27 protein-coding genes are annotated in these 23947 nt (G+C 48.9%); 12 read left to right on the top strand and 15 right to left on the bottom strand.

The window, feature by feature from the left end:
• Positions 1-19: 19 nt before the first annotated feature.
• Together VJ249_00685 and VJ249_00680 are read left to right on the top strand one after the other, a co-directional pair.
• On the top strand, positions 20-1042 hold the full coding sequence (locus VJ249_00685; protein HKZ93084.1) for a hypothetical protein: 1023 nt from the start codon (positions 20-22) through the stop codon (positions 1040-1042).
• A 16-nt stretch (positions 1043-1058) separates the two neighbouring features.
• Positions 1059-1697 carry a LysE family transporter gene (locus VJ249_00680; GenBank protein HKZ93083.1) on the top strand — a complete coding sequence of 213 codons (639 nt, stop codon included), beginning with the start codon at positions 1059-1061 and terminating at the stop codon, positions 1695-1697.
• On the opposite strand, the gene VJ249_00675 is transcribed toward VJ249_00680, so the two are convergent.
• The 3 genes from VJ249_00675 to VJ249_00665 form a co-directional block, all read right to left on the bottom strand.
• A complete protein-coding gene (locus VJ249_00675) occupies positions 1694-2737 on the bottom strand; it encodes a zinc-binding dehydrogenase (GenBank protein HKZ93082.1) in 1044 nt (347 codons plus the stop codon). The genes VJ249_00680 and VJ249_00675 overlap by 4 nt on opposite strands.
• A 100-nt stretch (positions 2738-2837) precedes the next feature.
• Entirely contained in the window at positions 2838-3242 is a 405-nt protein-coding gene (locus VJ249_00670; GenBank protein ID HKZ93081.1) for a DoxX family protein, read from the bottom strand.
• An 81-nt stretch (positions 3243-3323) separates the two neighbouring features.
• Complete coding sequence (locus VJ249_00665; GenBank protein HKZ93080.1) at positions 3324-4352, bottom strand: zinc-dependent dehydrogenase; 1029 nt, start codon at positions 4350-4352, stop codon at positions 3324-3326.
• Between the two features lie 135 nt (positions 4353-4487).
• Here VJ249_00665 and VJ249_00660 point away from each other — a divergent pair, with 135 nt between their 5' ends.
• Entirely contained in the window at positions 4488-4910 is a 423-nt protein-coding gene (locus VJ249_00660) for a hypothetical protein (protein HKZ93079.1), read from the top strand.
• Positions 4911-4930: 20 nt separating this feature from the next.
• On the opposite strand, the gene VJ249_00655 is transcribed toward VJ249_00660, so the two are convergent.
• Together VJ249_00655 and VJ249_00650 are read right to left on the bottom strand one after the other, a co-directional pair.
• Entirely contained in the window at positions 4931-5824 is an 894-nt protein-coding gene (locus VJ249_00655; protein ID HKZ93078.1) for an MBL fold metallo-hydrolase, read from the bottom strand.
• Positions 5825-5842: 18 nt separating this feature from the next.
• On the bottom strand, positions 5843-6508 hold the full coding sequence (locus VJ249_00650) for a thioredoxin family protein (GenBank protein HKZ93077.1): 666 nt from the start codon (positions 6506-6508) through the stop codon (positions 5843-5845).
• A gap of 126 nt (positions 6509-6634) precedes the next feature.
• On the opposite strand from VJ249_00650, the gene VJ249_00645 reads away from it, so the two are divergent.
• Complete coding sequence (locus VJ249_00645) at positions 6635-7465, top strand: molybdopterin-binding protein (protein ID HKZ93076.1); 831 nt, start codon at positions 6635-6637, stop codon at positions 7463-7465.
• 47 nt (positions 7466-7512) lie between these two features.
• Positions 7513-8496 (top strand): FAD-dependent oxidoreductase, encoded by a 984-nt coding sequence (locus VJ249_00640; protein ID HKZ93075.1) that lies wholly within the window; start codon positions 7513-7515, stop codon positions 8494-8496.
• On the opposite strand, the gene VJ249_00635 is transcribed toward VJ249_00640, so the two are convergent.
• The 9 genes from VJ249_00635 to amrS all read right to left on the bottom strand — a co-directional run bounded on the left by VJ249_00635 (position 8493) and on the right by amrS (position 16291).
• Positions 8493-9254 (bottom strand): ATP/GTP-binding protein, encoded by a 762-nt coding sequence (locus tag VJ249_00635; GenBank protein HKZ93074.1) that lies wholly within the window; start codon positions 9252-9254, stop codon positions 8493-8495. The two genes, VJ249_00640 and VJ249_00635, sit on opposite strands and share 4 nt — an antisense overlap.
• A gap of 267 nt (positions 9255-9521) precedes the next feature.
• Positions 9522-9731, bottom strand: coding sequence for a hypothetical protein (locus VJ249_00630; GenBank protein HKZ93073.1), 210 nt, complete (start codon positions 9729-9731; stop codon positions 9522-9524).
• A 138-nt stretch (positions 9732-9869) separates the two neighbouring features.
• Positions 9870-11723 (bottom strand): right-handed parallel beta-helix repeat-containing protein, encoded by a 1854-nt coding sequence (locus VJ249_00625; GenBank protein HKZ93072.1) that lies wholly within the window; start codon positions 11721-11723, stop codon positions 9870-9872.
• Between the two features lie 19 nt (positions 11724-11742).
• A complete protein-coding gene (locus VJ249_00620; protein HKZ93071.1) occupies positions 11743-12882 on the bottom strand; it encodes a radical SAM protein in 1140 nt (379 codons plus the stop codon).
• 30 nt (positions 12883-12912) lie between these two features.
• Positions 12913-13167, bottom strand: coding sequence for a hypothetical protein (locus VJ249_00615; protein HKZ93070.1), 255 nt, complete (start codon positions 13165-13167; stop codon positions 12913-12915).
• Positions 13164-14063 carry a stomatin-like protein gene (locus VJ249_00610; GenBank protein ID HKZ93069.1) on the bottom strand — a complete coding sequence of 300 codons (900 nt, stop codon included), beginning with the start codon at positions 14061-14063 and terminating at the stop codon, positions 13164-13166. Before VJ249_00610 ends, VJ249_00615 begins: the two co-directional genes overlap by 4 nt.
• 4 nt (positions 14064-14067) lie before the next feature.
• A complete protein-coding gene (locus VJ249_00605) occupies positions 14068-14511 on the bottom strand; it encodes an NfeD family protein (GenBank protein ID HKZ93068.1) in 444 nt (147 codons plus the stop codon).
• Between the two features lie 63 nt (positions 14512-14574).
• Positions 14575-15039, bottom strand: coding sequence for a universal stress protein (locus tag VJ249_00600; protein ID HKZ93067.1), 465 nt, complete (start codon positions 15037-15039; stop codon positions 14575-14577).
• Between the two features lie 175 nt (positions 15040-15214).
• The gene (gene amrS / locus VJ249_00595) at positions 15215-16291 is read right to left on the bottom strand and encodes an AmmeMemoRadiSam system radical SAM enzyme (GenBank protein HKZ93066.1); all 1077 of its coding nucleotides are present in this window, start codon (positions 16289-16291) and stop codon (positions 15215-15217) included.
• Between the two features lie 160 nt (positions 16292-16451).
• Here amrS and VJ249_00590 point away from each other — a divergent pair, with 160 nt between their 5' ends.
• The 3 genes from VJ249_00590 to VJ249_00580 all read left to right on the top strand — a co-directional run bounded on the left by VJ249_00590 (position 16452) and on the right by VJ249_00580 (position 17998).
• The gene (locus VJ249_00590) at positions 16452-16856 is read left to right on the top strand and encodes a winged helix-turn-helix domain-containing protein (protein ID HKZ93065.1); all 405 of its coding nucleotides are present in this window, start codon (positions 16452-16454) and stop codon (positions 16854-16856) included.
• A 17-nt stretch (positions 16857-16873) separates the two neighbouring features.
• Positions 16874-17398: an Hsp20/alpha crystallin family protein gene (locus tag VJ249_00585; protein ID HKZ93064.1), complete on the top strand. Its 525-nt coding sequence runs from the start codon at positions 16874-16876 to the stop codon at positions 17396-17398.
• Positions 17399-17473: 75 nt separating this feature from the next.
• Positions 17474-17998, top strand: coding sequence for a hypothetical protein (locus VJ249_00580; protein ID HKZ93063.1), 525 nt, complete (start codon positions 17474-17476; stop codon positions 17996-17998).
• On the opposite strand, the gene VJ249_00575 is transcribed toward VJ249_00580, so the two are convergent.
• Entirely contained in the window at positions 17995-19146 is a 1152-nt protein-coding gene (locus tag VJ249_00575; protein HKZ93062.1) for an FAD/NAD(P)-binding oxidoreductase, read from the bottom strand. The genes VJ249_00580 and VJ249_00575 overlap by 4 nt on opposite strands.
• 163 nt (positions 19147-19309) lie before the next feature.
• Here VJ249_00575 and VJ249_00570 point away from each other — a divergent pair, with 163 nt between their 5' ends.
• From VJ249_00570 to rnz, 4 genes are all read left to right on the top strand, one after another.
• Complete coding sequence (locus VJ249_00570) at positions 19310-20590, top strand: hydroxymethylglutaryl-CoA reductase, degradative (protein ID HKZ93061.1); 1281 nt, start codon at positions 19310-19312, stop codon at positions 20588-20590.
• Positions 20591-20651: 61 nt separating this feature from the next.
• The gene (gene prs, locus VJ249_00565; protein ID HKZ93060.1) at positions 20652-21524 is read left to right on the top strand and encodes a ribose-phosphate diphosphokinase; all 873 of its coding nucleotides are present in this window, start codon (positions 20652-20654) and stop codon (positions 21522-21524) included.
• Positions 21525-21557: 33 nt separating this feature from the next.
• Positions 21558-22574 carry a THUMP domain-containing protein gene (locus tag VJ249_00560; protein HKZ93059.1) on the top strand — a complete coding sequence of 339 codons (1017 nt, stop codon included), beginning with the start codon at positions 21558-21560 and terminating at the stop codon, positions 22572-22574.
• A gap of 13 nt (positions 22575-22587) precedes the next feature.
• A complete protein-coding gene (rnz, locus tag VJ249_00555; protein HKZ93058.1) occupies positions 22588-23508 on the top strand; it encodes a ribonuclease Z in 921 nt (306 codons plus the stop codon).
• Positions 23509-23947 lie beyond the last annotated feature (439 nt).

Raw genomic sequence — 23947 nt, 5'->3', positions numbered from 1 at the left:
GTGTTTTATGAGGGTGTTTTTGCCCAGTAAAGAGGTCTTCCTTTACGGTTTGACCCTCGTGGGCGGTGGGATAAGCCAGTTGGTTGCTTTTCCTGCGATTTATGGACCCCTTAGCCTGTATGTTGCGTATGCAGCTGCAGTCATGGTCGGGTTGGGCGTGATTATTGCTGTTTTGGGGCTTTATTGGAGATGGGGCCCGAGGAAGAGACCTGTGGGCATTACTTTGATGGCGGTCAGTTTTGTTTTCGTAGGCGTTGCGAGTATTGTATTGGGTGGTTGGTTGTATACCCCTTTGTTCTTGCTTGCCATTGTTTCGTTTGCTGCTGCTTGGCTGTGGTGGACAGGAAGAGGTTTTGGGTCATTTGTCATCGCAGCGTTGGCTTTCATAGGCTTGTTGGCTTCGATAATTGGAGTTGCCAATGACAGCGTGGTTTATGTTCCGGGCGTGCTCGGTGCCCTTTACGCTTTTTGGTACATCAACAGACCGCATGTGGCTAAGTATTTTCGGGTGGAACCTTTCATGATAGCTATTACCCGAAAGAGACTTGCCGTAATTCTCCTTGCAGCCCTCCTCCTTCCACTCGCATTGGCATATTTCTACATGAACCCGCCCTCGCGTACAGTAACGTCTAGAACTGGTGGAAACGGAGGCGGAAGCAGTAGTTCAGACACCTATTTCATGAATGGTGATACGGTAAGCTTCAGTTTCCAAGTCGATGCTGGTATGTCGCCCGTGGAGTTCTCTATCAGGCATGATAGTGCGCCTCCCGTGATTCTTCTTGCCCAAAAAACTGGTAGGTCTGGCTCGGGTTCATTTGTCGTCCCTTATACGGCAGAGTACGCTGTTTGGTTTGAGCCTGTAGACACTTATTCGGAATTAGACGTGGAGATGGTGGTCGTTTTGACTTCGCTACGAAGAAGCATCATACAATGGGGTTTGTTGGACGCCTACCTCATATTGTTGCTCTTATCGCTTTTCTGGCTGGAAAGGAAGAAACCTACGTTAGGTGAGCAAAAGCCTGCTACTGCAGAAATAGGATAATTAAATTGTCTTGACCATGGTGTCTGCTGTGGACATATTCACACTTGTGGCAGAAGTTGTGGGTGTTACAGCTTCTGGAGCGTTGGCGCCTGGACCATTGTTCGTCAAGAATGTTACTGAGGGCACTAGATCGGGTGCCAAGAGCGGGTTTGCGTTTGCAGTTGGACACACGGTGGTCGAGTTTAGTCTGGTGTTGGTGTTGGCGCTGGGCTTGTTGACTGTGGCTGACCAGCCTGTGGTGAAGCTTGTGATTGGCTTGGCTGGTGGGTCGGCGCTTTTGGCGTTTGGAGTTTGGCAGATTCGAGAGTCTTTGGGGTCCAAGCCTATTGAGGTCGGCGAGAAGAGGACAGCTTTGAAGAGTCATCTGCTGGTTGGCTCTGTTTTCACGGGGTTGAATCCTTATTTTGTTTTGTGGTGGATTTTTGTGGGTTCGAAGCTGATTCTGGATTCGTTGGCGTTTGCTTCTTTGGCTGGTGTGCTTCTTATGTACGTGGCGCATGTTTGGATTGACTATGCTTGGTTGACTGGCACAGCCTATCTGGCTAGAAGGGGCATCAAGTTCGTGGGCAGAAAGAGCTACAGGATTGTTTTGATGTTGTTCGGATTGATACTTATCGGCTTCGGACTTTACTTCCTCGTAACCGCATTGGTTTAGGGCAATATTGCTATTTTAATGTCGGTTTTGGATGTTGTGAGCGTTTCGAAAGCTTGCTTGATATCGCCTAGTTTCATCCGGTCTGTGATTAATGGTTTGACGTTAATCGTGCCTGACGCGATTAGGTTTAGGGCTTTTTTGAAGTGAAATGGCGTGGTGTGGAAAGCGCCCATGATAGTTGTTTCGCCGTAGTGCAGTTGCTCTGTGCTGACCTTGATTTCGGTTGCGGGTGGGCATCCGCCAAACTCTAGCACCGTGCCGCCTTTGCGCACCATCCTTAGTGCTTGCTCCCACGTGGCTGGCGTGCCTATGGCTTCAATCACAACGTCGGCACCGTAACCATTTGTGAGTTTTTTGGTTCTTTCGACCGTGTCTTCCTGTTTTGCGTTTATGGTTTCGTCAGCGCCTAGTTTCTGTGCCAGTTTGAGCCTCTCGTCGATCGTGTCGCTGATTATGACCTTGCCTGCACCCATTTTTCTTGCGGTTAGAAGGTGTAGGAGTCCGATTGGTCCAGCGCCGATTATGGCAACCGTATCGCCTAAACCGACTTGTGCCTGCTCAACGCCGTGTAGAACGCAGGCCAGCGGTTCTGCCACAGCAGCTTCCTCGTAGCTTACGTGGTCAGGTATCACCTGCGTGTTCAACATGACGATTCGTTGCGGAACCTTGATGTATTCGGCGTAGGCGCCCCACAGCCACATCATGTCTTTGCAGAGGTTGAACTTGCCCTTCTGGCACATGTAACAGCGAAGGCAGGGGGAGCTGTTGCCAGCGCGAACCCTCATACCCTTTTCGAAGTATGAGACACCTTTCCCAATCTCATCAATGTCACCAGCCCACTCATGACCAAAAACTGTTGGCAGCTTGATGACGCCGCTGACGTAGCCGCGCTGATAGATCTTGAGGTCGGTTCCACACGTAGTCGCGGCTTTCACCTTGACCAGAATTTCACCATCCCCGACCCTTGGGACATCAACGTATTCGACTCGAAGATCTTTGACGCCATGCAGCATAGCGGCTTTCATTTTTTGGTTAGGCAAATTTTGTCACGCCTGTTAACGTGAATGTTGGCATAGTGAGTTGGTGGGCTATGGTATTATGGTTTCCCAAACTGATTCGTTTGACGGGGGCGTTGGGAAGTCAAAGCCCAAGCAGAGTGTCCAGAGACGTAGGTCCGCCGCCCAGAACTACAAGCGCCAGAGCCATTGCCAAGTACGCTATGTCAAGCTCGTAGCCCAGCATAGACTTCTTCTGAAGCTTAGCCTTTGACAGAAACGTTGTTGCTACCATCTCAAACGCTATCAAGATACCCACGATTGGTGTCAGGAAACCGATGACAAGCGCGATTCCACCTAGGAGCTCGAGTAAAGCCGTCAGCGTTGTCAACAGCGGTGGCACACCAACCGTTTTCATGTAATCCCGCGTCTGTTTTGCGCCGGGTCCAAAAAGCTTTGGATACCCGTGAAAAACGAAGGCAACTCCCAATGCTAGTCTCAGAGGTAACGATGCCCATGCCGCCATGCTCAGCAGTATCTCAAATACCATGTTTTCTCACCTCAAAATGTGATACCCTACACCTAAGAATTGAGAAGATTCAGCTAAATAAGTATGCCTAGGCTTGTGACGCTATTTCTCGTTCAAGACAACAACTTTTAGACATTCTTTACTTCTGGCTGCTGTCTGAAATGCTTCTTGAGTTTGGCTCAAGGGAAAGCGATGTGTTATCAATTCTTTCGCTTTCAGCTTTCCTGAACTGATGAGTTCTAGCGCCTGTCTGGTTTCGATGTGGGAAACGGAATATGAGGGGATAACTGTGATTTCTGAGAAGAATAGTCGATGTGGGCTTAAGCGGGCATATTGATCTGGTTGAGTTGGGGCGAAGAGGAGCAGTTTTCCTCCTTTGCGGACTATTTGAATGCTGTCTTCAACTGCTTTCGCGTTTGGGGCGGTCACGATTACGATGTCTGCGCCTCTGTTCTCCGTTGCTTGTTTCACGGTCTCAGGGACGTTTTCCTTTTGGGGGTTCATTGTCACGTTGACGCCTGATCGTCTAGCCATTTCTAGTCTGTAATCAACAAGGTCTGTGATCATCACTTGGCTGGCGCCCGCCATCTTGGCTAGCATGGCATGAATTATGCCGCTGGGTCCAGCGCCTACTACTGCTACAGTGTCACTTTTCTGAATGCCAGCTTTGTTTTGGGCTCTGATGCAGCAGCCAACAGGCTCAATTAAGGTTGCCTCTTCAAAAGAAACGCTATCAGGAAGCTTCAACGTGTCGATCTGCAGGTTGGGCGCTCGCACCTTGAAAAACTCAGCGAACCCGCCCGGGTCAAGATGCGTCTGTGCAAACTGCGAGCATAGAGTGTAGTCGCCGTGTTTGCAGTAATAGCACGTCAGGTCGGCAACATGGTGATGAGCGAAAACCCGGTCGCCAACATTGAAACCCTTGACGTTTCTTCCTGCCTCGACAATGACCCCTGCAGGCTCATGACCAAGAACCAGCGGCGCACGACTGTGTAAATACCATTCCATCAAATCGCTTCCGCACACCCCGCAGGCTTTCATTTCTACTAGGACTTCGTCCGAGCCAATCTTGGGCTTGGGCACATCCTGAACCTTTATCTCGTTCAAACTGTGGTATACGGCAGCTTTCATTTCAGTTCAACTGAAGTTGAAGACCCAGAATGCACATAAGAGTTTTCACCTTAACCACAGAACTCCATCTTGTGCACTGCTCTGGAATTCGAATAGCCCTGTTCTAAACTCTAGGTTTTTCTAGCTGTCAGTAACATGATGTCTTTGGTAGTAACCAAAATGAGAATGCTCTTTCCCACTCTAGCATTAATGCTGGCAGCTACCCTTCTCAGCGTCGGGGCTTTAGGCTACGTACTATGGCAAAGTCAGAAACCCGTTAGCCAAGCTGAGCTTGAGCTGCAGGTGGTGGAGTTCTTGAATACCACAGATGTGAGGAGTGTTTGGAACGGCGTGGTCGAAATAGAGAGGTCTTATGATCACAAACTTGGCGGCAAAGTCGTTGTTGCAGAGTTCACTACCACGAACGGTGGGCACCCAGACTTCATGTTGGAAGTGATTGAGCGCCATGTTGCCTTGATTACACTGAACGAGAAAGGAGAAACCACATCCGCATTCTGCATACACGGCGCCTTACACGATGGTCGAATCTGGGATCTACTTAACCAAAGATGGGTTTAATAGAAGCAGTAAGAGCGCATTCAGAAGACAGGGTCCTTCAACTTCTTAGCTGTGTCGATTGTGCGCCCAGCGTAGTTCAGTATGAAGGCTTCGGGAAATGCTTGATTGATGGCTGCTATGCTTTTGTGTCCTGTGCAATGAGCCGGAGAAACCAGTTTCAGGTTGAATTCCCTGAGTCCTTTGAGAGTTTCTTTGAGCCTAGTTTCCTTCGGTCGGATTAGGTGTGTTCCACCAATGAATCCATAAAGCTTAGTCCTCGTTACATCTGAGGCGCATTGAAGCGTGTTTATGATTCCTGCATGGGCACAGCCGCTGATAACGAGGACGCCGCGTTTTTCTATGTTGATGAAGAGGGCTTGATCTTCGGGCACCTTGTCCTTCACCTGCTTTCCCTCAATTATGGCGAAGTTTTTCCAAGTAACTTTCTCAAATGGCGTAACACGTTCTATTTCTCCACTGGTCAGAACCCCTGGGATGATTTCGATGGGTCGAGTGGTTTCAACTATTTCCGCACCAGCTTTCAGCATGTCTTCTTTCAGTTCTCCTTTCGGAATTCCATGATATCGTCTTCTGCCTTTTTCAACTGCGAATCGCGGGTAGAAGATGCTCGGATGAACTACTACTTTGACACGTCTCTTTGATCTTCTTATCATTTCAACGGTTGCGCAAGTGTGGTCGTGATGCCCGTGGCTGAGGATTATGCACTCTAACTGAGACAGATCCAGCTTGAGGGCTTTGATGTTGTAGAGCAAGGCGCTTCTAATACGACCAGTGTCAAAAACAACTGAATGCCTTTGACCGCGATAATCCTTGATCTCTAGATAGGCTGAGAAGCCAAACTGCCCTAAAAGACCACTATGGTAAACAACATTGTCTGCTAGAGTGGTGACACTAACCGACCTAGCTACCTGCATCTCTCTGACCAGCGAAGCTTACATGTAGATGCTTGGCGGCTTGGACGCCTGCAAGACATGCGCCACAAACTGGGCTTCAGGCACAGCGCCCACAAGCTCTGTGCGCTCGTTTATGACAATTTTTGGCACGCCCATTACACTATATTTCTGTGCAAGGTGTGGAAACTCGCCGACCTCAACCACATCTGACTTGACCATGTCGCTTTCAATAGCGAATTTGTGTGACAACCCAGCTGCAACGGGACAGTACGGGCATGTTAAAGTAACAAACACTTGTATGTGCACTGGCTTGTCTAACCCCTTCAGCTTCGCTTTAGTGTCCTCGCTAAGGTTCGTGGCGCCTTTGGACACGTTGATTATGGTTTCTATCAAGGTGTTAAACTCGTAACCGTAGGGAATGCCATAATAGCGTATGCCATAATCCTTCTTGCCTAGAACAATGACAGCTGGAACCTTGTCCACGCCATATTCCCTTGCTTTAGCCTCATCTTTGACAAAGTCGTAGATTTCAACCAGAATCTTATCTGGCATGAGACTGGCCACTTCTTGTGCAAGCTGCCTCGATTCTCTGCAGAACTCGCATTCCATTTCCTGAGTGAAAACAACTATGCGCACAGACTCTGTCATGTTGCGCTGCAGTTCTTCCTTCAAATGCGCCTTGTGTTCTTCAGGAATTAAGCTCAACTCGGTTTTCACCAAGCATTCACTAGCCTTCGCGAACCTTAAAAAAGTAACTACGAGGTTAGCCACACAAACCTCAAAAGCAACAACCCAAATCAGACTTAACAAACGAAGGGGATAAACACAAAGATGACACATCACATCGAAATCATCGGAGTAGGAAACGAACTCCTAATCGGAAAAATCGCCAACACAAACGCACAGTGGTTGGCTAAACGCATAACCACAACAGGGTTGGCTGTCAGCCGCATGGCAGTTATTGGCGATGAGATCGCCGAGATTTCCAAAGAGATTCTAGAAGCATTGAAGCGCAAGCCTCAAATGATAATCACCACAGGCGGACTTGGACCCACATTTGACGACAAAACACTTGAAGGAATAGGCAAAGCCCTGAAACGCCCATTGAAAGTCAACCCCGAAGCCATGAAAATGATCGAAGCAAAATATCACCAGTACCTGCAGGAAGGCAGAATCGAAGAGAAAGTGGAGTTGACCCCACCTCGGGTCAAGATGGCAACGTTGCCAGAAAGCGGAAAACCATTACACAACCCTCTTGGAACCGCGCCAGGCGTCCTCATTAAAGTTGATGACACAAGCATTATTGCATTGCCCGGCGTGCCGCCAGAAATGGAAGCCATATTTGACGAGTCAATTCAACCCATATTGAAAAAAATGGCGGGCAACGCAGTGTTTTATGAAACCAGCCTCGCCGTTGACGGCATAATGGAATCCGATCTGGCACCACTCATAGACAAAACCATGAACGACAACCCATACATTTACATAAAATCACACCCGGGACAGCGAGGCGAAGGCAAACCACACCTTGAACTACACCTCTCCACCACTGCGCAAGACTCAGGAACAGCCAAAAAAAGAGTCACCAAAGCATTGCTGCAGATCACAGGGCTAGTGGAAGAGGCGAAGCATGGGAAAATCAAGTTCAAAAAGCCAAAATAACATGGAACCACAAGAGGAAAGCCGCACAACGTGTGTGAAGACAACAAATGACGATGCCCAAAGCGTTGCCTCCCCCATTTGAAGAATCAAAACAAGCCTACGACGCCATCGTAATAGGCGCGGGACCAGCAGGCTTAGCCGCCGCGATTTATCTCTCAAGAGCAAACCTGAAAACGCTAGTTTTGGAAGCAGAAAAACCAGGCGGACGACTCCACGATGCAAGACTCATCGAGAACTATCCCGGCTTCGAGTCGATTTCAGGCACTGAACTTGCCAATAAAATGCTGAAACAGGCTGAATCGCTAGGAGCCAAAATCGTCTCTCCAGCAAGAGCCATCCGCTTCGAGTTGCTAGGCGATCCCAAGCTGATTTGGACACGCGACAAGGAATATCGTTCGAAAGCCGTTTTGCTAGCGATCGGCGTTCAACGAAAGAAAGTGGAGATTCCAGGCGCCAGAGAACTTCTCGGCATGGGCGTGTCCTACTGCCCAGTCTGTGATGGAACCTTCTTCAAGAATCAAGACGTTGCTTTGGTGGGTGAAGATGAGGAGACAATCTCCGACGGCCTGTACCTAGCGGGGCTCGTAAACAGGGTTCATCTTATTCCTGGGGCGCTTAAGCCTCACTACAGATCAGAAAGCTTGGAGAAACTGGTTTCGAAAGGCAACGTGCAGCTGTGGCAAACGTTTGAAGCCACTGAAATAATGGGCTCGCACGTAGTTGAAAAAGTGAAGATTAGAGACCGCAACTCCAAAGAGGAGCTAATCCTGAACGTCAAAGGAGTCTTCATCTCAGGAGAAAAAACGCCTGTGACCGAAATGTTGGCAACAGCTGGAGTTAGAACTGACATGGCTGGCGCAGGCTGCATAATGGTTGACGCTCAGATGCAAACCAATATTCCAAACGTTTACGCCGCTGGCGATGCCACTTGTGGAAGAAAATATCAAATCGCCGTCAGCGTTGGGCAAGGTGTAGCCGCGGCGTTGAACATCATTAAGAAGCATGCGGAAACGGCTAGACAGCAGCGTTAAGGCGTGTACCTTTCGCCAGCGCTGAGTATGCGTTCCATTGCAGCGTTGAGGTTCGTGAATCCCTCGTTAGTCTTAGCTGCCACAGGTATCAGAAGGAATTTCAAGCCTAATCGGTGAATTGCGTGTATTGTTTCACGGGCTAAGAGGCGTTTTGTGCCGTCGAGTTTTTCGTCTATGGCTGTCTCTAGCTTGTACGGGTCGGCTGACCAGTCCACTATAAGCTGAGTTTCTTCGGGTGGCAGCAAGTCGCTTTTGGAAAGCACGTGCACCTGAGGAATTAGGAATCGGTTGTAAACTGCGGCTGCGAGAAACATGTTTGACACGTAGTTCTGCGGATGCGAACTGAACACCGAATCGAACAAGTAGACTAAAGCCTTGGATTCTATTGCCAGTTCATTGGCTAAGTATGGCCCGCTTTGACGAAAGGCAAACAGCTCCATCTGTCCGGGCGTGTCGATTAGGATAATGTCTGATTTGAACGAGGCGATTTCATCGCTTAATCTTTCAACTTCATTGGCAATCAAATCTGCAGCCATTATCAAAGCGCCGTTGGGTCCAAGCTGATAGTCATGCATCAGCTTTTCGATTTTGATGTAGTCGCGAATGTCGATGTCAGGAGTGTAAGGCATAGTTATGACGCCTGGATCCAAGTTCACAGTTATAACGTCCTGCTTCTGAAGGTGAAGCCAGCTTGAGAAAGCGGCTGTAAGCATGGACTTGCCTGAACCCGCAGTGCCAACAATGAACACAGTGAACATGCTAGCCCAGCCTTTGTCGCTGCCTTTTACCTAGGCTTGTTAATTCGTTGCGACGCGCCTATTATTGTTTATGAACATGGGGATGAAGACCATTAAGATACAGAGCACAACACGCGGTTGGCTGAAAACAGAAGTTATTAACTTCCCCTAGGTTTCAGTAATAATAACTTCTTAACAGAATTCACACGAAGGGTCGTTACCGTTCAGGTACCGTCACCAGAAGTTTGTTACCTAAGCGAAACCGCGCTAGGCTGAGGGTTGCTGCGCCTATTTTTTCTTGTCGCTAAGCCACCATTTCAGGTATTCTTTGCGCTGTCTTTGGCGTTGTTCTTCCTCGGTTTCCTCTGGCGGACGCATTTGCTCCCGCATTTCAATAAGCTCTTGATGCGTCACTGATAACCCACAGCTTTGGCACGCGTAACGTTTCGTAGCAGATGAGTAACGCATTTCGCCTCCACACTCAGGACAGAACGGCATACTGTTACATTCGCCTTCCATTATGGGATGGATAAACGAGTGAATTCTATAACAAATATCTTTTGGTAGGCGGCGAACTGCTCTTCCGACTACTGTTTCCAAATGTTAAAATTGGACAAGCTGCAGATGCCACAGATTTCAGCGCACTAATCTGCGCTCGGTCTTTCTCAGCCTTGGTCTAGGCAGATATCTCTTCCCAATGAAATACAAAGCCGCTATAACCACGGCGATAACGACTACCACGATGACCACCTGGAGAACATAGGAAAGAAATAGGCTAGTCACAGTGTTCACGCGAAACTCGAAAGATTCCTGTCTAATGTTTCCTGCGGCGTCAAAAGCTCTAATGTCTATTGTGTGGAGCCCATCCCTCAGCCCTGCGAAAGTGATACTTGTGTTTGCATCCGCCTGAGTCCATTCGCCGCCGTCGAGTCTAACTTCGTATCGTATTATGCCGGAGACATCATCCCAGCCTTCCCAAATAACAGTTATTGATGTCGAGTCAATTGTATAGCTTGGGTATTGGAGTTCGCTAGGAGATATTATGAAAATGTCTGGTGGCGCTATGTCTATGACAGGCCACTGAACCATAAGCGGATAATGATCCACGTTGTTAACGCCTACGACATAAAGCGTATCTCCAATGTCGTCTTTGTTCTCATCAGTGCCGATGTAGTCGCTCCAATAATTGCCCCTGAATCCTTTGTCCCACGTGTTTCTTGAGAAATATCCCGATGACTCATTCGAGAAAGGACTGAGGAAGTCAAAAAGCACTTGCCTTTCGTTGTCAACGAAGTAGTTTTCGTACAGTTCATTCCAATCGGAGCGATAAAAGGACAAGGCAAGACTATTGTTGCCAACATAGCTGTAGATCAGCCTGTTGTAACCAGAGCTGTAGAAAGTAAGCCCTCCCCATAACAATGGTCCTCGGTTTCCCCTAACTGTCATGTTAACTAAAGTGCAGTCCCTAGCGTATGCCAGTAACACACCGTCACCATTGCTCACAAAGCTGAAGTCTCTAACCGTGACATCTGTGCCATTCACGATCGCAAGATAACCTGCATCCGGATAGCTTGTCGGACTGACGACCTGACCGTGGAGGTTAGTCAAATAGTAAACTGGCTTCCCATCCACAAGGTTTGATGAATCAATGTCCTGCAAGAAACTCTCAAGAGTGTAGCCAACGACCACCAGATTGTACAGACTATTGAGCAAAGTGTTTCGTCGAAAGACGTTGAATCTGCCACACTTGTTAAGGACTACGCTTACGTTATTGTTTGTGAAGATATTGTCTTCAATCCAATTTCTTGCGGAGCCTGATTCCAGTTCCAAGCCCTCCACATTATTCATGACCGTGTTCTCCGCTATTGTGTTGTCGTTGCTGTAACCGTCCAAGTGCATTCCCATCAGCCCACCGTTGTCCACAAGGTTGCGGGTTAATGAAAGACCTGAAGACGCGTAACCAATTATGCCACCATAAACTCCGCTTAAGACAACGTTGTCGCTGACATTAACAAAGGATGACTGAGCAATCCACACAATCACTGCGGCATCGGTGAGAATGCTATTTGCAATAAGAACGTCAGAAACGCTGTCTACGAGTATGCAACTATCTGGAGCGCCCAGTCCTGGCGGTGGTCCCCATGTCCTGCCCGCGTTACTCACTGTAAAATTGGTCAGAACAACGTTGCTTGTCCTTATTTCGACGACAGACCCTACACCGCCTCCATCCACAACAGTGGTTTCCTTGTTTTCTCCAATAATGGAAACTGCCTTGTTCACAAGCAGCGTCTCCCTGTACGTTCCAGCTTTTACGGCAACTGTGTCGCCAGAGCTTGCCGCATTTAGCGCATCTTGTATTCTTTGAAAGTCCGCTGGATCGTCATCGTCCACTATCCATGTCTTGGGTTGAGCTAACACCGTTCCTGGGTTAGAGATGGCCACCGCAAGCGCAAATACCAGCAGAACGACAAATGCAGCTCTCTTAACCAAAGAGTCGCCTCTATTTTCCTCATGTTATGAAATTGGTGAGCCCTGCGTCTTTGGCTAGTTGAATAGCTCGCTCCATCTCGTTTCGTGTAAGCCTCCGCCTCAGCTCAGGAATCTCATGGGCTTTCCACTCAGGTCTATACTGAAACATTACGTTGGTGCGCACACCGCTGCCAAGGTTTTGCGCTATCCAGTTCAAGATGGGTTTAGTGCAGCATTCAAGGTGCCCCGGCAGAACTAGGACACGAATCAGCAGCTCACCATATTTCTTAGCGTATAAGTGGTTTCGAGTGCAGGCTTCCCAGTACTCGGGAGCCTCTGAAATACGTGTCGCACACTCATTATTACCGTACTTGAAATCCAACAGATAAACGTCGGCAAAACCAACCAGCAGCTTAGCGGTTTCCTCACTATAGTAGGAGTTGGAGTTCCAAACCACTGGCACGTTGATCCCAACATGCTTGAAGGTTTCCAGCCACTGCTCCAACCACGATGTAGGCTCACCGCCCACAAGATTGACGTTTCGACAACCCTTCTGCCTAAGACTTTCAACGCTGTGAGCCAACCGTTTAGGCGTGTAAACTTCGCCTTCCTCAAACCATTGAGAAATACTCCAGTTTTGACAGTGTTTGCAGCGCATTGTACAGCCCATGGTGAAAACAGTCCCGGAAGGCACCAGCTCAGGCTCCTCGCCCATGTGCTCAAACATAGTGGAAACCGTGATTTGTGTGCCGCTCTTGCACCAGAGCCCCAACTCGCCTGCAACGCGGTTGAAGCCGCATCGCCTTGTGCATAGATAGCATTTTTCCATGACGCGCTTTGCGATTTCAGCTTTCAGGTCAAAATATGATTTCTCTGGTGAGTCAAGCTGTTCCAGGCTCTTGTGTCCAGAGTCCACCTGTTTCTCCAAGGCGCAGAACTCGTCAGTCAGCTCATCGTGCTGAGTCCAGAGTTGCTCAGGCGTGTTTTCCTGCGTGAAGTCTGCCGAGAGTCTTCTGGCTATCATGAACTTGGCTGGCTTTTCGTCTTGCATGACGCTGAAGTATCTGGGCATGCTATGCCTAGCTTTCTCATTGTTCAACACGGCTAGGGCATCGGGTCTCCAAGCGCCGAACATCTCTAAATTCGTCTCTCTCTGCTGATTAAATGTAGGCGAAGCCATTCATTTAAACCAGTTTTCTCCGGCTCCACCTTACCTTACCATGCGCTTGATTTTGGTTGAGCTCACTGCCTTCCTGAAGGCTCTCTCCACCTGCAACCTCTTGTATTCTGGATAGCTAATTCTGGCGCTTGGATAAATGTGCAAGTATCGCTTGTAGGTCAGACGCAGGTCAACTTCCTTCTGCAGAGTATATGTCTTAGGCGAGCCAATCCAAGCTGCCACAAATAGGAGAAGAATCCAAACCAGTACGCCAATGAAGACCAGCCACAATATCGTTACGATCACGGCTTGGTTCCCTCAGACCCACTGCTTTGGCTTCCTCGCTTGATGGGCAACACCGCTGGGCCGCCTTCAAGACCCAGCACTGTGAGTATGTCAGATGTTGAAGGCACGATTATCTTAGTCTGCTGAGCAAAGGTATCTCTGATAACGTCAAGCTTCTTGTTCAACTGTGCATTTTCAAGGAAGTACTGGTTCGCTGCTTGAGCCACAACTTTAACAGCTTCCGCTTGAGCGCTGGCAACTAATTCAATGGCTTTGGCGTCTCCTTGCGCCTTAAGTATGGTTCCTTCTCGGTCTTGCATCGCCGCCTCTTTCCGTCCAGTTGCCAACAAGCGTATCTGTCTTCGTTCTTGCTCCGCTGTTTTCTGCTTGTGCATAGCAGTTTGAATGTCGGCGGGCGGATCAATACGCTGCACTTCAATGCGATTAACTTTGGTGCCCCACTTATCTGTTGCCTCGTCCAACACTTTGCGCAATTCGATGTTGATTTTCTCACGTGAAGTCAGACAGGCGTCAAGGGACATTTCGCCGACTATGTTTCGAAGTGTTGTCTGCGCCAACTTGACTATCGCGAGTTCGAAATCCTCAATTTCGTACAGAGCCTTCACAGGGTCAGTGATCTGATAATAAACAACAGCGTCAATGGTTACAACCACGTTGTCTTCAGTGATGATTTCCTGAGGTGGAACGTCAATCACTTGTTCACGCATGTTAACTCGAAAGATCCTATTAACAAACGGAACGATGTACCTGAGACCTGGTTCAACTGTCCTCTCGTAGGCATTCCATCGTTCGACTATTCCGCGCTCATACTGGTTAACACGTTTCATGCCCATGCTGAAGAGAACGACCACTACAAGGATGATTATAGCCGCTGCAAGGATAATTTCCTCATACATCTTGTCATTTCACCTCTTCCACAATCAAACTAACCCCTTCTACACCAACGATATGTACAGTGGAATCCTTTTTTATTATTCGGTCTTGCCTTGGCCGACAGAACCAGAGCTCGCCCACAATCTTGACCAAACCACCATCTATCGGGTCTATATCCGTGTGCGCCACCGTAGTTCTGCCAACCAAAGCATCTATGTTGGTCTTTGTTAGGTTCACATTTATCATGTCTGAAAATCGATGAGTGTCGTACATTTCTTGAATCTTGTAGGTTGCGCCTTTAATGTGGCTTAACCGCCTGATCAACTCGCCCAAGTCGCTGGTTCTGACTCTTAGAACGAAATGCTCGTTCTGCCGAGTTAGGGTGTAGCTGACCTTGTATTGATTGGCGAATTTGTCCAGCATCTGAGTTAGTTTGAAGTCATCTGCCTTTATCGCAAGTGTGATTATCATCGTTGGTCAATATTGACTAGCATTGAGAGATATTTAAGTTTATTGTTGAGCATTGAAGCCTATCTATTTCACAATCAACACAGGGCAACGAGCTTTATGGCTTACCCCTTCGCTGACTGATCCTAGGAGAATCTCGCTTATTTTGCTCATGCCCCGATGACCAAGCACGATGAGGTCATATCCCCCTTTGGCAGCTTCAGCCACGATTTCCTTCACCGTGTCTCCTTCCATGAGCAGTTTCTCAACAATGACGTTGTTTTCCTTAACAGTCTGTTCTGCCTCGTCAAGGATCTTGGCGCCCAGTTTCTTTGCGTCTTCGGTGATTCTGGTTGCTATGGTTGAGGAGACCGGGGTGGTCACTGTGGGAGCTGAAAACGCGTCACCAACTGGTGCAAATGGTACTACAGCAGAGTAAACGTAGATTAATGTGATCTTGCTGCCGAGCCTTTGAGCCAATTCAATCGCATGGCGTAATGCTTTACGAGAATGCTCAGAGCCGTCAATTGCCACTAGAATTTGGTTGTACATGATTTTTCATCCTACAAATAAGCGAAAAGTGGAATCACAAATATAACATTAACTTCGAATCATCGCTTTGCCACAACCAAAAAAAGCCTAGACTCTGGGAGAAATCATCGCGAAGCTTCTACAGAATAAGGCAGCCACAATGTCTGAAGTGGGCACGTTGTTGGGCATGGCAACATTAGATTATCGAGTAAGGATGTGACGCGCCTGTGGGTTCAAATCGTCCTTTGATGGCTATGCCGTGGCCGCATGTGGGGCAACGCATGTCCTTGTTGAGATTCCATCTTACTATCTCAAAACTATACCTCTTGACAACTAGTTCGTGGCAGTTTGGGCAATACGTGTTTTCATATGGGTGTCCTGGAACGTTGCCGATGTAAACGTAGTTTAGTCCAGCCTCACGCGAGACTTTGCATGCTTTTTCAAGTGTCTCTATTGGTGTAGATGCCAGGTCAGTCATCTTGTAGTCCGGGTGAAAACGTAGTATGTGAAATACCGTGTCTTTGCCCATTTTGTCTCTTATCCACGCGGCGAGTTCACGAATACGTTCCAATGAATCACCGGTCTTAGGCACCACAAGGTTGGTGATTTCCACATGGATGTCGTGGCGTTTCATCTCCAACAAAGTTGCGAAGATGGGCTCAACCGAGGGCACGGCTGAAAATTTCCTGTAGAACTCCTGGTCAGCTCCACCTTTAAAATCGACTGTAGCTGCATCTAAGTAGGGCGCTATCGTGTGCACAGCTTCGCGTGTCATGTAACCGTTTGTAACAAAGGTGTTGAAGAAACCTACTTGGCGGGCGAGTTTAGCTGTGTCGAAAGCGTATTCCATGAAGATCGTAGGTTCAGTATACGTATAGCTAATGCCCTGGCAGTTGTTTTCTCTAGTGGCTTTCACCACATCCTCAGGCGGAAAATCGTTGCCCCCTATTTTTTCTTGGCTTATCATCCAGTTGTCGCAGAACTGGCAGCGAAAATTGCAGCCGCCCACGGCAATGGATAAGACTGAAGCGCCGGGATGAAAATGGGCCAGAGGCTTTTTTGTGATTGGGTCAACGCCTACTGAGCAGGCTTTGCCGTATGCTAGCGCGTAGAGTTTGCCGCCCATGTTCTTTCTGACTTGACAGAAGCCTAGTCCATCGTCTGGGATTGTGCACACTCTGGCGCAGAGGAAGCAGCGTACTTTTTTGTCTGGGAGAGGCGAGTACAGCATGGCTTCGTGAAGTGGCTCTTTCGGGAAACTTGGCAAAGTCATGGCTGGGCAAGACCTCTTTGTCAAACACTGAAACGACTAGTCTCTTGTGATATTTACGTTTTGATGTTTTGGTGCAGAAGGCTTATATATTACCTTTTGGCAATTGATAATTGATAATTACCAATTAGTAATAAGACCCCTTTCATGAAGGCTGACATCATTGAAACTCAAGCTCCTACTCAAGAAGAACGGCGAAGTCCTGTTTGAAATGCCCCTCTCGATGGAGGAGTGGACCAAACAGGGCTTGGAAAGGGAGCTGGCATTCTCTGAAACAGAACTCGACAAATTCTCCAAACTATTCGACGCTCTATCACATGGAACCCGCCTGAAAATGATGACGCGACTCTTGGAAGAAGACGACATGACACTTGGCTTCGGCGAATTCATGCGAGACCTTGGCTTAAACCCGAAAACCGTGTGGGAGAGCACGCGCAAACTGCAGGAGAGCGGTCTGTTGGTCAAATCGGAAGACGGCAAATACCATGCTTCTGAGTCGGGCGCTGCAGGGTTTCTGTTGCTCAGTCTAGCTTTGAGACGAGTGTTCAAAGCCATGGAAGAGTTATAGGAGGTGAAAAAGGAGAAATGTCAGACGATTTTCAGGACATATTCGACGACGTGGATAAGATATACCAGAGATTCGCCAAAAGAATGTTCAGAGAAATGGAAGACATCGAAGAAGACATCAAAAGCGGCAAACTTGAAGGCGAATGGGACATCAAACCAATCGAAGAGCCAGGTGTGAAAGGCTACGTGGCCCGAGGACGCTTCGAATTTGGCAATAAGCCAAAACAAAAGTCTCTTACTCTGCCTAAAGAGATTCCTCAGGAAGCGCGGGAACCCTTAACAGACGTTTTCCAAGACGAAGACAACATCAAACTGTACATAGAGCTGCCTGGAGTGGAGAAAGACGACATCAAGTTCAATGTTTCAGAAGGTAAAGCGGAGATCAAAGCAAAGAATTTCCACAAGACGATCGACTTGCCAACACCAGACGTCGAAGCTACTAAGACAAAGGCGAACTACAAGAACGGAGTCCTTGAAGTAACGATACCAAAGAAAAAACAATCACAGACAGAGCGAGAAAAAGAAATCATTAAGATCGAGTAGCAGTCAGAAAGAGTTGCACCTGACCTCATGCAAACAGAAATCTACAACATAGACTACACTTAGTTCACTCACCTCTTGGGAACTGTCCATTTTTCAAAACGCAGTCTAAACGATGCCTACGACGCCGTGGCTCAACTTAAGCCCACGGACTTAGCCATCGAGCTTGACGTGAAACGTTATGACGTCCTGAACAGCGACTGCGCGGCGTGTCCGCAAAACCACAGCTGCAATCGAAAATGCGAATTCATCGGCGCCGTTGAAACCTTGGAGAACAGAGACACCAACATTTGGCTAATCGACATGTCGCGAAACGAATTCTGGCAAAGAATGCGTAGGTTGCCCGCGAACTCTTCTCATTGGCGCGTTCTGTTGCATGAACGAGACACGCTCATGGCGGCAAGGCTAGCATGGGTAGCGACTGAAGGCTTGAGAAATGGAGTAGCTCCACGCGTTTTGGCCTTGGTTGGAGCCGCACACGTGAAAGGAATAAAATCCGTGCTGAGGAATCCTGCCCACATCAAAGAGAATCTAAGTTTGTTCGGGCTCCCTTTCACTCTGCCCGAGTTGATAAGGAGAGTCGCTGTCGAGGAAGCGGGTTAGAACCAGCGCCACATCCAATATTTCTCGAACAGAATCTTACCCCAATGCCAGATGCGACTTGGACTGCGCAACTTCACGGTTGTCGTCGGAGCTGAGTAGAAGTTGCCGCTGGCAAACCCTGCCTTACCGTGGCCAGTTTCTAAGAAGCAGTAGCCTCTTCCGTCAAACTCGGTTTTCGAACCACCTTGAATATCAGCAACAATGTTGTGTGTCACCACTTCAGCTTGGTAGTGGGCGAAGACACCTGCTTTGGGCAGCATCATTCCTGAGGGAAGCTTAATAGCTGTTACATCACCTATCGCGAAAACATCATCGTAACGTGTCCTCATCGTCCCCTTGTCAACAGGCACCCATCCGGACTGGTCGGATAGTTCCTTTGCTTCTCTGACCACCGCTGCACTTTTGTGAACTGGGACTCCCATCAAGAGGTCGAATCCGACTTGTTCGCCTTTATCAAAGGTTATCTGCTTCTTTTTTGCGTCTATCGAGATAGCTTTCATTGTTGGATAGAATTTAATGTCTCTTTGTTCAAGGATTCTTTTCACGGCATCTCCGACCGCTTGCCCGGCGACTGGCATGGGGAAAGGCTCTGGTGTATAGACTTGAATGCCTATGTCTTTGCGAATTCCTTTCTTGCGTAGAAAAGCGTCAACTAGAAGCGCGGCTTCGTAGGGTGCGGCGGGGCATCTGAAAGGCGTGCTAGATATGAGAACAGTCAAGGATCCATGTGAAAGCCGAGTCAGGGTGTCCCTTAACTGCGTCAAATGGTTCAGATCGTAGAGATTTACGGCAGCATCTACGAATCCGGGCACAGCCTCTGGAACTAAATCTGCGCCCAAAGACACGATGAGGTAGTCGTAGTTTACGTCCTTGGCTGAAGTCTTAACCTCGCGGTTTTCAGGATCGATTTTGGTAACTTCAGCATTCATGTAGCCGATGCCTTTTCTGCTGAGCCCGCTGAGATCTTTCATTATTTGGCTTGGTTTCCGCCACCCAAAGGGAACCCATAAGAATGATGGGGTGAATTCGTATTGCGTTTTTCGGTCGATGAGGAAGACTTGGTGTTTTTTGCCTAGCTTTTTCTTAAGGCGATTCGCTGCGATTAGTCCTCCGACTCCGCTGCCGAGTACAACGATGTTCTTGCCCATTCTTAAGCTCCCTTTAGGGATAGATGGTGTAGTTAATTGTTAAAGTTTCTTATAGGAATAATCGTAGAAAAACATATGCCCCAAGCTCGTGGAATGTAGTTAAAGTTATTACGAGATTGAGGGGTTCAGTAGAGAGGTCCGAGGCGTGCAAGGAGTTGGGAAAATGAAGGAAAAAACGTCGCAGATGCCTGGCTTTTACAAGCTGAGTCCAAAAGACAGGCTGCGGCTTGTGAGAGAGTTCGCTGAGTTAACTGATGAAGAGGTTAGTCTGCTTCAGTCTACGGGTTCATTAGACATGGACTTGGCCAACAGGATGATAGAGAACGTGATTGGCGCGTTTCCTGTGCCGTTGGGCATTGCTGTTAATTTTCTGATTAACAAGCGTGATTATTTGATTCCGATGGCTATTGAGGAGCCGTCGGTTGTGGCTGCTGCTGGCTATGCGGCGAAGATGGTGCGGGAGGGCGGCGGCTTTTTCACGAATAGCACGGCGCAGGTTATGATTGGGCAGGTTCAGGCGGTTGGGATTAGGGATCCGCATCGGGCTAAGATGGCGATTTATGCGGCTAAGGAGGAGATTTTGAAGAAGGCGAATGAGCAGGATCCGATGCTGGTTTCTGTTGGTGGTGGCGCAAAAGACTTGGAGGTTAAGGTGATCAATGCTCAAACGGGGCCGATGGTTATCACGGAGTTGCATGTGGACTGTCGAGATGTGATGGGTGCTAACGCTGTGAACACTATGGCTGAGGCTGTGGCGCCGCTTATCGAGAGAATTACGCACGGAAGAGTCTACTTGCGGATTATTTCGAATTTGGCTACTAAGCGTTTGGCTCGGGCGTGGTGTACTGTGCCTAAGACGGCGCTTGGCGGTGAGGAAGTGGTTGATGGCATTATTGAAGCGTATGCGTTTGCTGCTGCTGATCCTTATCGTTGTGCTACGCATAACAAGGGAATTCTGAACGGTATAATAGGCGTCGTAGTTGCAACGTGTAATGATCATAGGGCTGTGGAGGCTGGTGCACACGCTTACGCCGCGCATTTGGGTGGTTATCGTCCGCTTTCTGTTTGGGAGAAGAATGAGCATGGCGATTTGGTGGGTGCGATTCAGTTGCCTATGGCTGTGGGCATTGTTGGCGGTGCGACGCGGGTTCATCCGATTGCTAAGATTGCTTTGAAGATTTTGGGTGTTAAGTCGGCTGCTGAGTTTGGTGAGGTTTTGGCTGCGGTTGGTTTGGCTCAGAATTTGGGTGCGTTGCGCGCTTTGGCGAGTGAGGGTATTCAGCGGGGGCACATGTCGCTGCATGCTAGAAACATGGCTATTGCGGCTGGAGCTACGGGCGAGTTGATCGACTTGATTGTGGAGCGTATGATCTCAGAGCGCAAGATCAGGTTGGACAGAGCTAAAGAGCTTATTGATGAGTTCAAGGCGAAGGGAAAGTTATAACAAAATAGATGTCCCATACGTTCCTAGTTGTTGGTCCAAAAATCGGAAGTGAAAGACAGTGGTGGTTGTGGTTCCTGGTCCAGCGTCGCTGCAGTTAGGCAAGCTCGTAGCTGGGGAGTTGAAGGCGAGGGTGGTTTCTGTTGAGTTTAAGCGGTTTCCTGATGGGGAGTCGCGTATCAGGCTTGAGGGTGATGTTAAAGATGAAGATGCCGTGGTTGTGCAGACTACGGGTCCGCCTCAGAACGAGAATTTGGTTCAGTTGTTTCTGCTTGCTGATACTGTGAAGGATTTGGGTGCCCGGTCGATTACAGCTGTTGTGCCTTACTTTGCCTATGCGAGGCAGGATAAGCGGTTCCGGTCTGGTGAATGCTTCAGCGTAAAGACGATTGTGAGTTTGCTGCATACGTGTGGTGTGGGTCGGGTTTTGACGGTGAATTCGCATAATCCGGCTATTTTGCAGACGTTGGCTGTGCCTGTTGAAGATTTGTCGGCGATTGGTCTGCTTGCTGAGCATTTTAGGAAGCTGGGGTTTGGTGGGGCTTTTGCTTTGTCTATGGGTAAGAAGGGACTTGACACTGCGGCTGAGGCTGGCAAAGTGCTTGGGGGCAACTATGATTATGTTCCAACTCAGCGTGATGTGGTTACTGGCAACGTGACTATTGAGAAGAAGCCGTTGGCGGTGAAGGGCAAGACCGTGGTTGTTTTTGATGACATTATTAGTAGCGGGGGCACGATGACTAAGACTGTGGCTTGGGTCAAGGAGCTGGGCGCTGAAAGGGTTTACGCGGCATGTGTGCATCCGTTGCTGTCTGATGAGGTTAGGGAGAAAATTCTGAAGGCTGGCGCTGATGAAGTAATCGGAACGGACACTGTGCCCAGTAAAGTGAGTAAGGTTTCTGTTGCTCCGTTGATTGTTGAGGCTTTGAAGAAGTGAGTTGCCGGGTCTGTGGCTAAGCTGTTTTTTCTGTTGTCTGGTGAGCATGCTACTCTGCCCGTTTCTGAGTTGAAGGCGATTTTGGAGAGTGAGAGACACAGGTACAGTGTTGTGGGACAGCTTAGGCAGGTTGTTCTAGTTGAAGCTGCAGTTGGCTGCATTGGGGCTGTTGTTCGTAGAGCTGCGCTGACCCGCGTGTGTTGTAGCGAGATTTTCCACGCGAAGGCTGAGACTGAGGAGATAATGCGGCAGAGTCGCTTGGCTTTGTTCGAAAAGTTCGTCAAAAAGGGTGAGAGTTTTGTCGTGAGGTTGAGAAGGATCGGTGAAAGTGCGCCCGATGTTGACAGCGTTGAATTGGAGCGTGAGATTGGGGCTGTGGTTTTGGACAGAGTTGAAGGCGTTAGAGTCAGTTTGAAGCGACCTGATGTCACGTTTTTTGGTGTGTTGACGGGTGATTTTTTTGTTCTGGGGCGTAAGCTTGCGGGGGTTGTTCCGAAGGCTTTTGTGGAGAGGGGTCCTCGTAGGCGTCCGTTTTTTCATCCGTCGGCGATGCCTGCGAAGTTGGCGCGGTGTATGGTTAATTTGGCTCAGCCTAGGGCGGGGGATGTGGTTTTGGATCCGTTTTGTGGTACAGCGAGTATGCTCATTGAGGCTGGGTTGATTGGGTGCAGGGTTGTGGGTTTTGATGTGCAGTGGCGTATGGTTTGGGGTAGTTTGCGTAATCTCAGGCGTTATGGTGTTGAGCCTGAGGGTGTGTTGCGTGCTGATGCGCGGTGTCCCCCTATTCGGGCTGTTGATTGTATTGTGACTGATCCTCCGTATGGCAGGTCTGCTAAGACTTTGGGTCGTGAGGTCAGTGATATTGTGGCTGATTTTCTGCGTGTGGCTAAGGATTGTGTGGCGTGTGGCAGACGCGTGTGTATTGCTTTTCCGAAGGGTGTTCGGATCGCTATGCTGGCTGGGGGTTCGGGTTTTAAGGTGGTGGAATCGCATTATATGTACGTGCATCGGAGTTTGACTCGTGAAGTGGCTGTGTTGGAGCGTGTGTAGTGGCGCTGTGAGTGTGCGAGTGGTTTTTTTGGGTACGGCAGCGAGTATTCCCACTGATGCGAGAGCCCTGCCCAGCGTGGTTGTGCGGCGAAAGAATGAGGTTTTCATGTTCGATTGCGGTGAGGGTGTGCAGCGGCAGATGATCCGTGCGCGTGTAGGCTTTCATCGGAGTATGAGGGTTTTCGTGTCGCACATGCACGGGGATCACGTGTTGGGTTTGCCTGGGCTATTGCAGTCGATGTCGTTGTTGGATAGGCGGTTGAAGCTTTGGGTTTATGGTCCTGTGGGCTTGCGGGCGTTTGTTGAAGCGATTAGGGAGACAGTGCAGTTTGTGTTGACGTTTCCATTGGAGATTCATGAGTTAAGTGAGGGCGGCATAGTCTGTGATGGGGAGGAGTATTATGTTGAGGCTGTGCGCACTGCTCATGTGATTCCCAGTTTTGGTTACGCGCTGGTTGAGAAGCCGCGTTTGGGACGTTTTGATCCCAAGAAAGCGAAGGCTTTGTGTGTGCCTGAAGGCTCGTTGTGGTCAGAGTTGCAGCATGGTAAAAGCGTGACGAGCCTTAGTGGGCGGGTTGTGAAGCCTGGGCAGGTTGTGGGACCTGTGAGACCGGGTTTGAAGATAGCGTATTCTGGTGATACACGGCCTGCGAGGAGTTTGGTGAAGTTGGCTAGGGGTGCTGATTTGCTGGTTCATGAGGCTACGTTGTTGGATGAATTGGCTGTGAGGGCGAGGCGGGATGGGCATTCGACGCCGTCGCAGGCTGCTGAAATAGCGAGGAAGGCTGGGGTTAAGCGGTTGATTTTGACGCATGTGAGTGCTCGGTACAGGGATGTGCAGGCTATGTTGAGGGAGGCGCGGAAGGTTTTTCCGGCTACTGATGTGGCTGAGGATTTTATGGCGGTTGAGCTTCAGGCTTCCGAGACAGCGTAGCAATGCTTTTAGTTTTCGCTGGTATAGTTACTCAGTGGACGATGAGGAAATCGAGGTACTTTGACTGGGGACAACGCTGGATGATTTTTTGTTCCGCTGCCGAGTCCACTTAACATAAGGGGCTATGCTGACAGCCGCTGCGGGAAAAGAGATTTCAAAAGAAGAAGGAGAGAAGCCCCTTATGCCTTCTTCTACCACGTTGAGGCTGTGGGTGTGTGGGCGTCGTCGTCAGACTGTTCCCAGTGACATCATCACCCAGAATGTTGCGACTTAGCGCCGTGGACTTGGACAGTTGCAGTTGCAGTTGAACACCAAACGTAGACTGTTTGTGCTGTCCTAGGGTAGCTTCTTGAATGTTGATTGCGGTGGTTGGCAGGGTTTCTGTTCAGATGTTATTAACTCACGCCTAGGTCAAGTAATAATACCGAGCTGGTTTCTG

The sequence above is a fragment of the Candidatus Bathyarchaeia archaeon genome (genome assembly GCA_035283685.1).
GTDB lineage: Archaea > Thermoproteota > Bathyarchaeia > Bathyarchaeales > Bathyarchaeaceae > DATETJ01.
The sequence above is the reverse complement of the archived record's forward strand: the minus strand, read 5'-3'. Positions and strand labels throughout refer to the sequence as shown.

Bases quoted from the DNA above. Each gene is read 5' to 3' on its own strand.
- VJ249_00605 (HKZ93068.1), bottom strand. From the start codon at position 14,511: ATGATAATCACACTTGCGATAAAGGCAGATGACTTCAAACTAACTCAG.
- VJ249_00680 (HKZ93083.1), top strand. From the start codon at position 1,059: ATGGTGTCTGCTGTGGACATATTCACACTTGTGGCAGAAGTTGTGGGT.
- VJ249_00635 (HKZ93074.1), bottom strand. From the start codon at position 9,254: ATGTTCACTGTGTTCATTGTTGGCACTGCGGGTTCAGGCAAGTCCATG.
- VJ249_00620 (HKZ93071.1), bottom strand. From the start codon at position 12,882: ATGGCTTCGCCTACATTTAATCAGCAGAGAGAGACGAATTTAGAGATG.
- VJ249_00585 (HKZ93064.1), top strand. From the start codon at position 16,874: ATGTCAGACGATTTTCAGGACATATTCGACGACGTGGATAAGATATAC.
- VJ249_00630 (HKZ93073.1), bottom strand. From the start codon at position 9,731: ATGCCGTTCTGTCCTGAGTGTGGAGGCGAAATGCGTTACTCATCTGCT.
- VJ249_00655 (HKZ93078.1), bottom strand. From the start codon at position 5,824: ATGCAGGTAGCTAGGTCGGTTAGTGTCACCACTCTAGCAGACAATGTT.
- VJ249_00570 (HKZ93061.1), top strand. From the start codon at position 19,310: ATGAAGGAAAAAACGTCGCAGATGCCTGGCTTTTACAAGCTGAGTCCA.
- VJ249_00665 (HKZ93080.1), bottom strand. From the start codon at position 4,352: ATGAAAGCTGCCGTATACCACAGTTTGAACGAGATAAAGGTTCAGGAT.
- amrS (HKZ93066.1), bottom strand. From the start codon at position 16,291: ATGACTTTGCCAAGTTTCCCGAAAGAGCCACTTCACGAAGCCATGCTG.
- VJ249_00600 (HKZ93067.1), bottom strand. From the start codon at position 15,039: ATGTACAACCAAATTCTAGTGGCAATTGACGGCTCTGAGCATTCTCGT.
- VJ249_00660 (HKZ93079.1), top strand. From the start codon at position 4,488: ATGATGTCTTTGGTAGTAACCAAAATGAGAATGCTCTTTCCCACTCTA.
- VJ249_00640 (HKZ93075.1), top strand. From the start codon at position 7,513: ATGACGATGCCCAAAGCGTTGCCTCCCCCATTTGAAGAATCAAAACAA.
- VJ249_00610 (HKZ93069.1), bottom strand. From the start codon at position 14,063: ATGTATGAGGAAATTATCCTTGCAGCGGCTATAATCATCCTTGTAGTG.
- VJ249_00670 (HKZ93081.1), bottom strand. From the start codon at position 3,242: ATGGTATTTGAGATACTGCTGAGCATGGCGGCATGGGCATCGTTACCT.
- VJ249_00575 (HKZ93062.1), bottom strand. From the start codon at position 19,146: ATGGGCAAGAACATCGTTGTACTCGGCAGCGGAGTCGGAGGACTAATC.
- VJ249_00645 (HKZ93076.1), top strand. From the start codon at position 6,635: ATGACACATCACATCGAAATCATCGGAGTAGGAAACGAACTCCTAATC.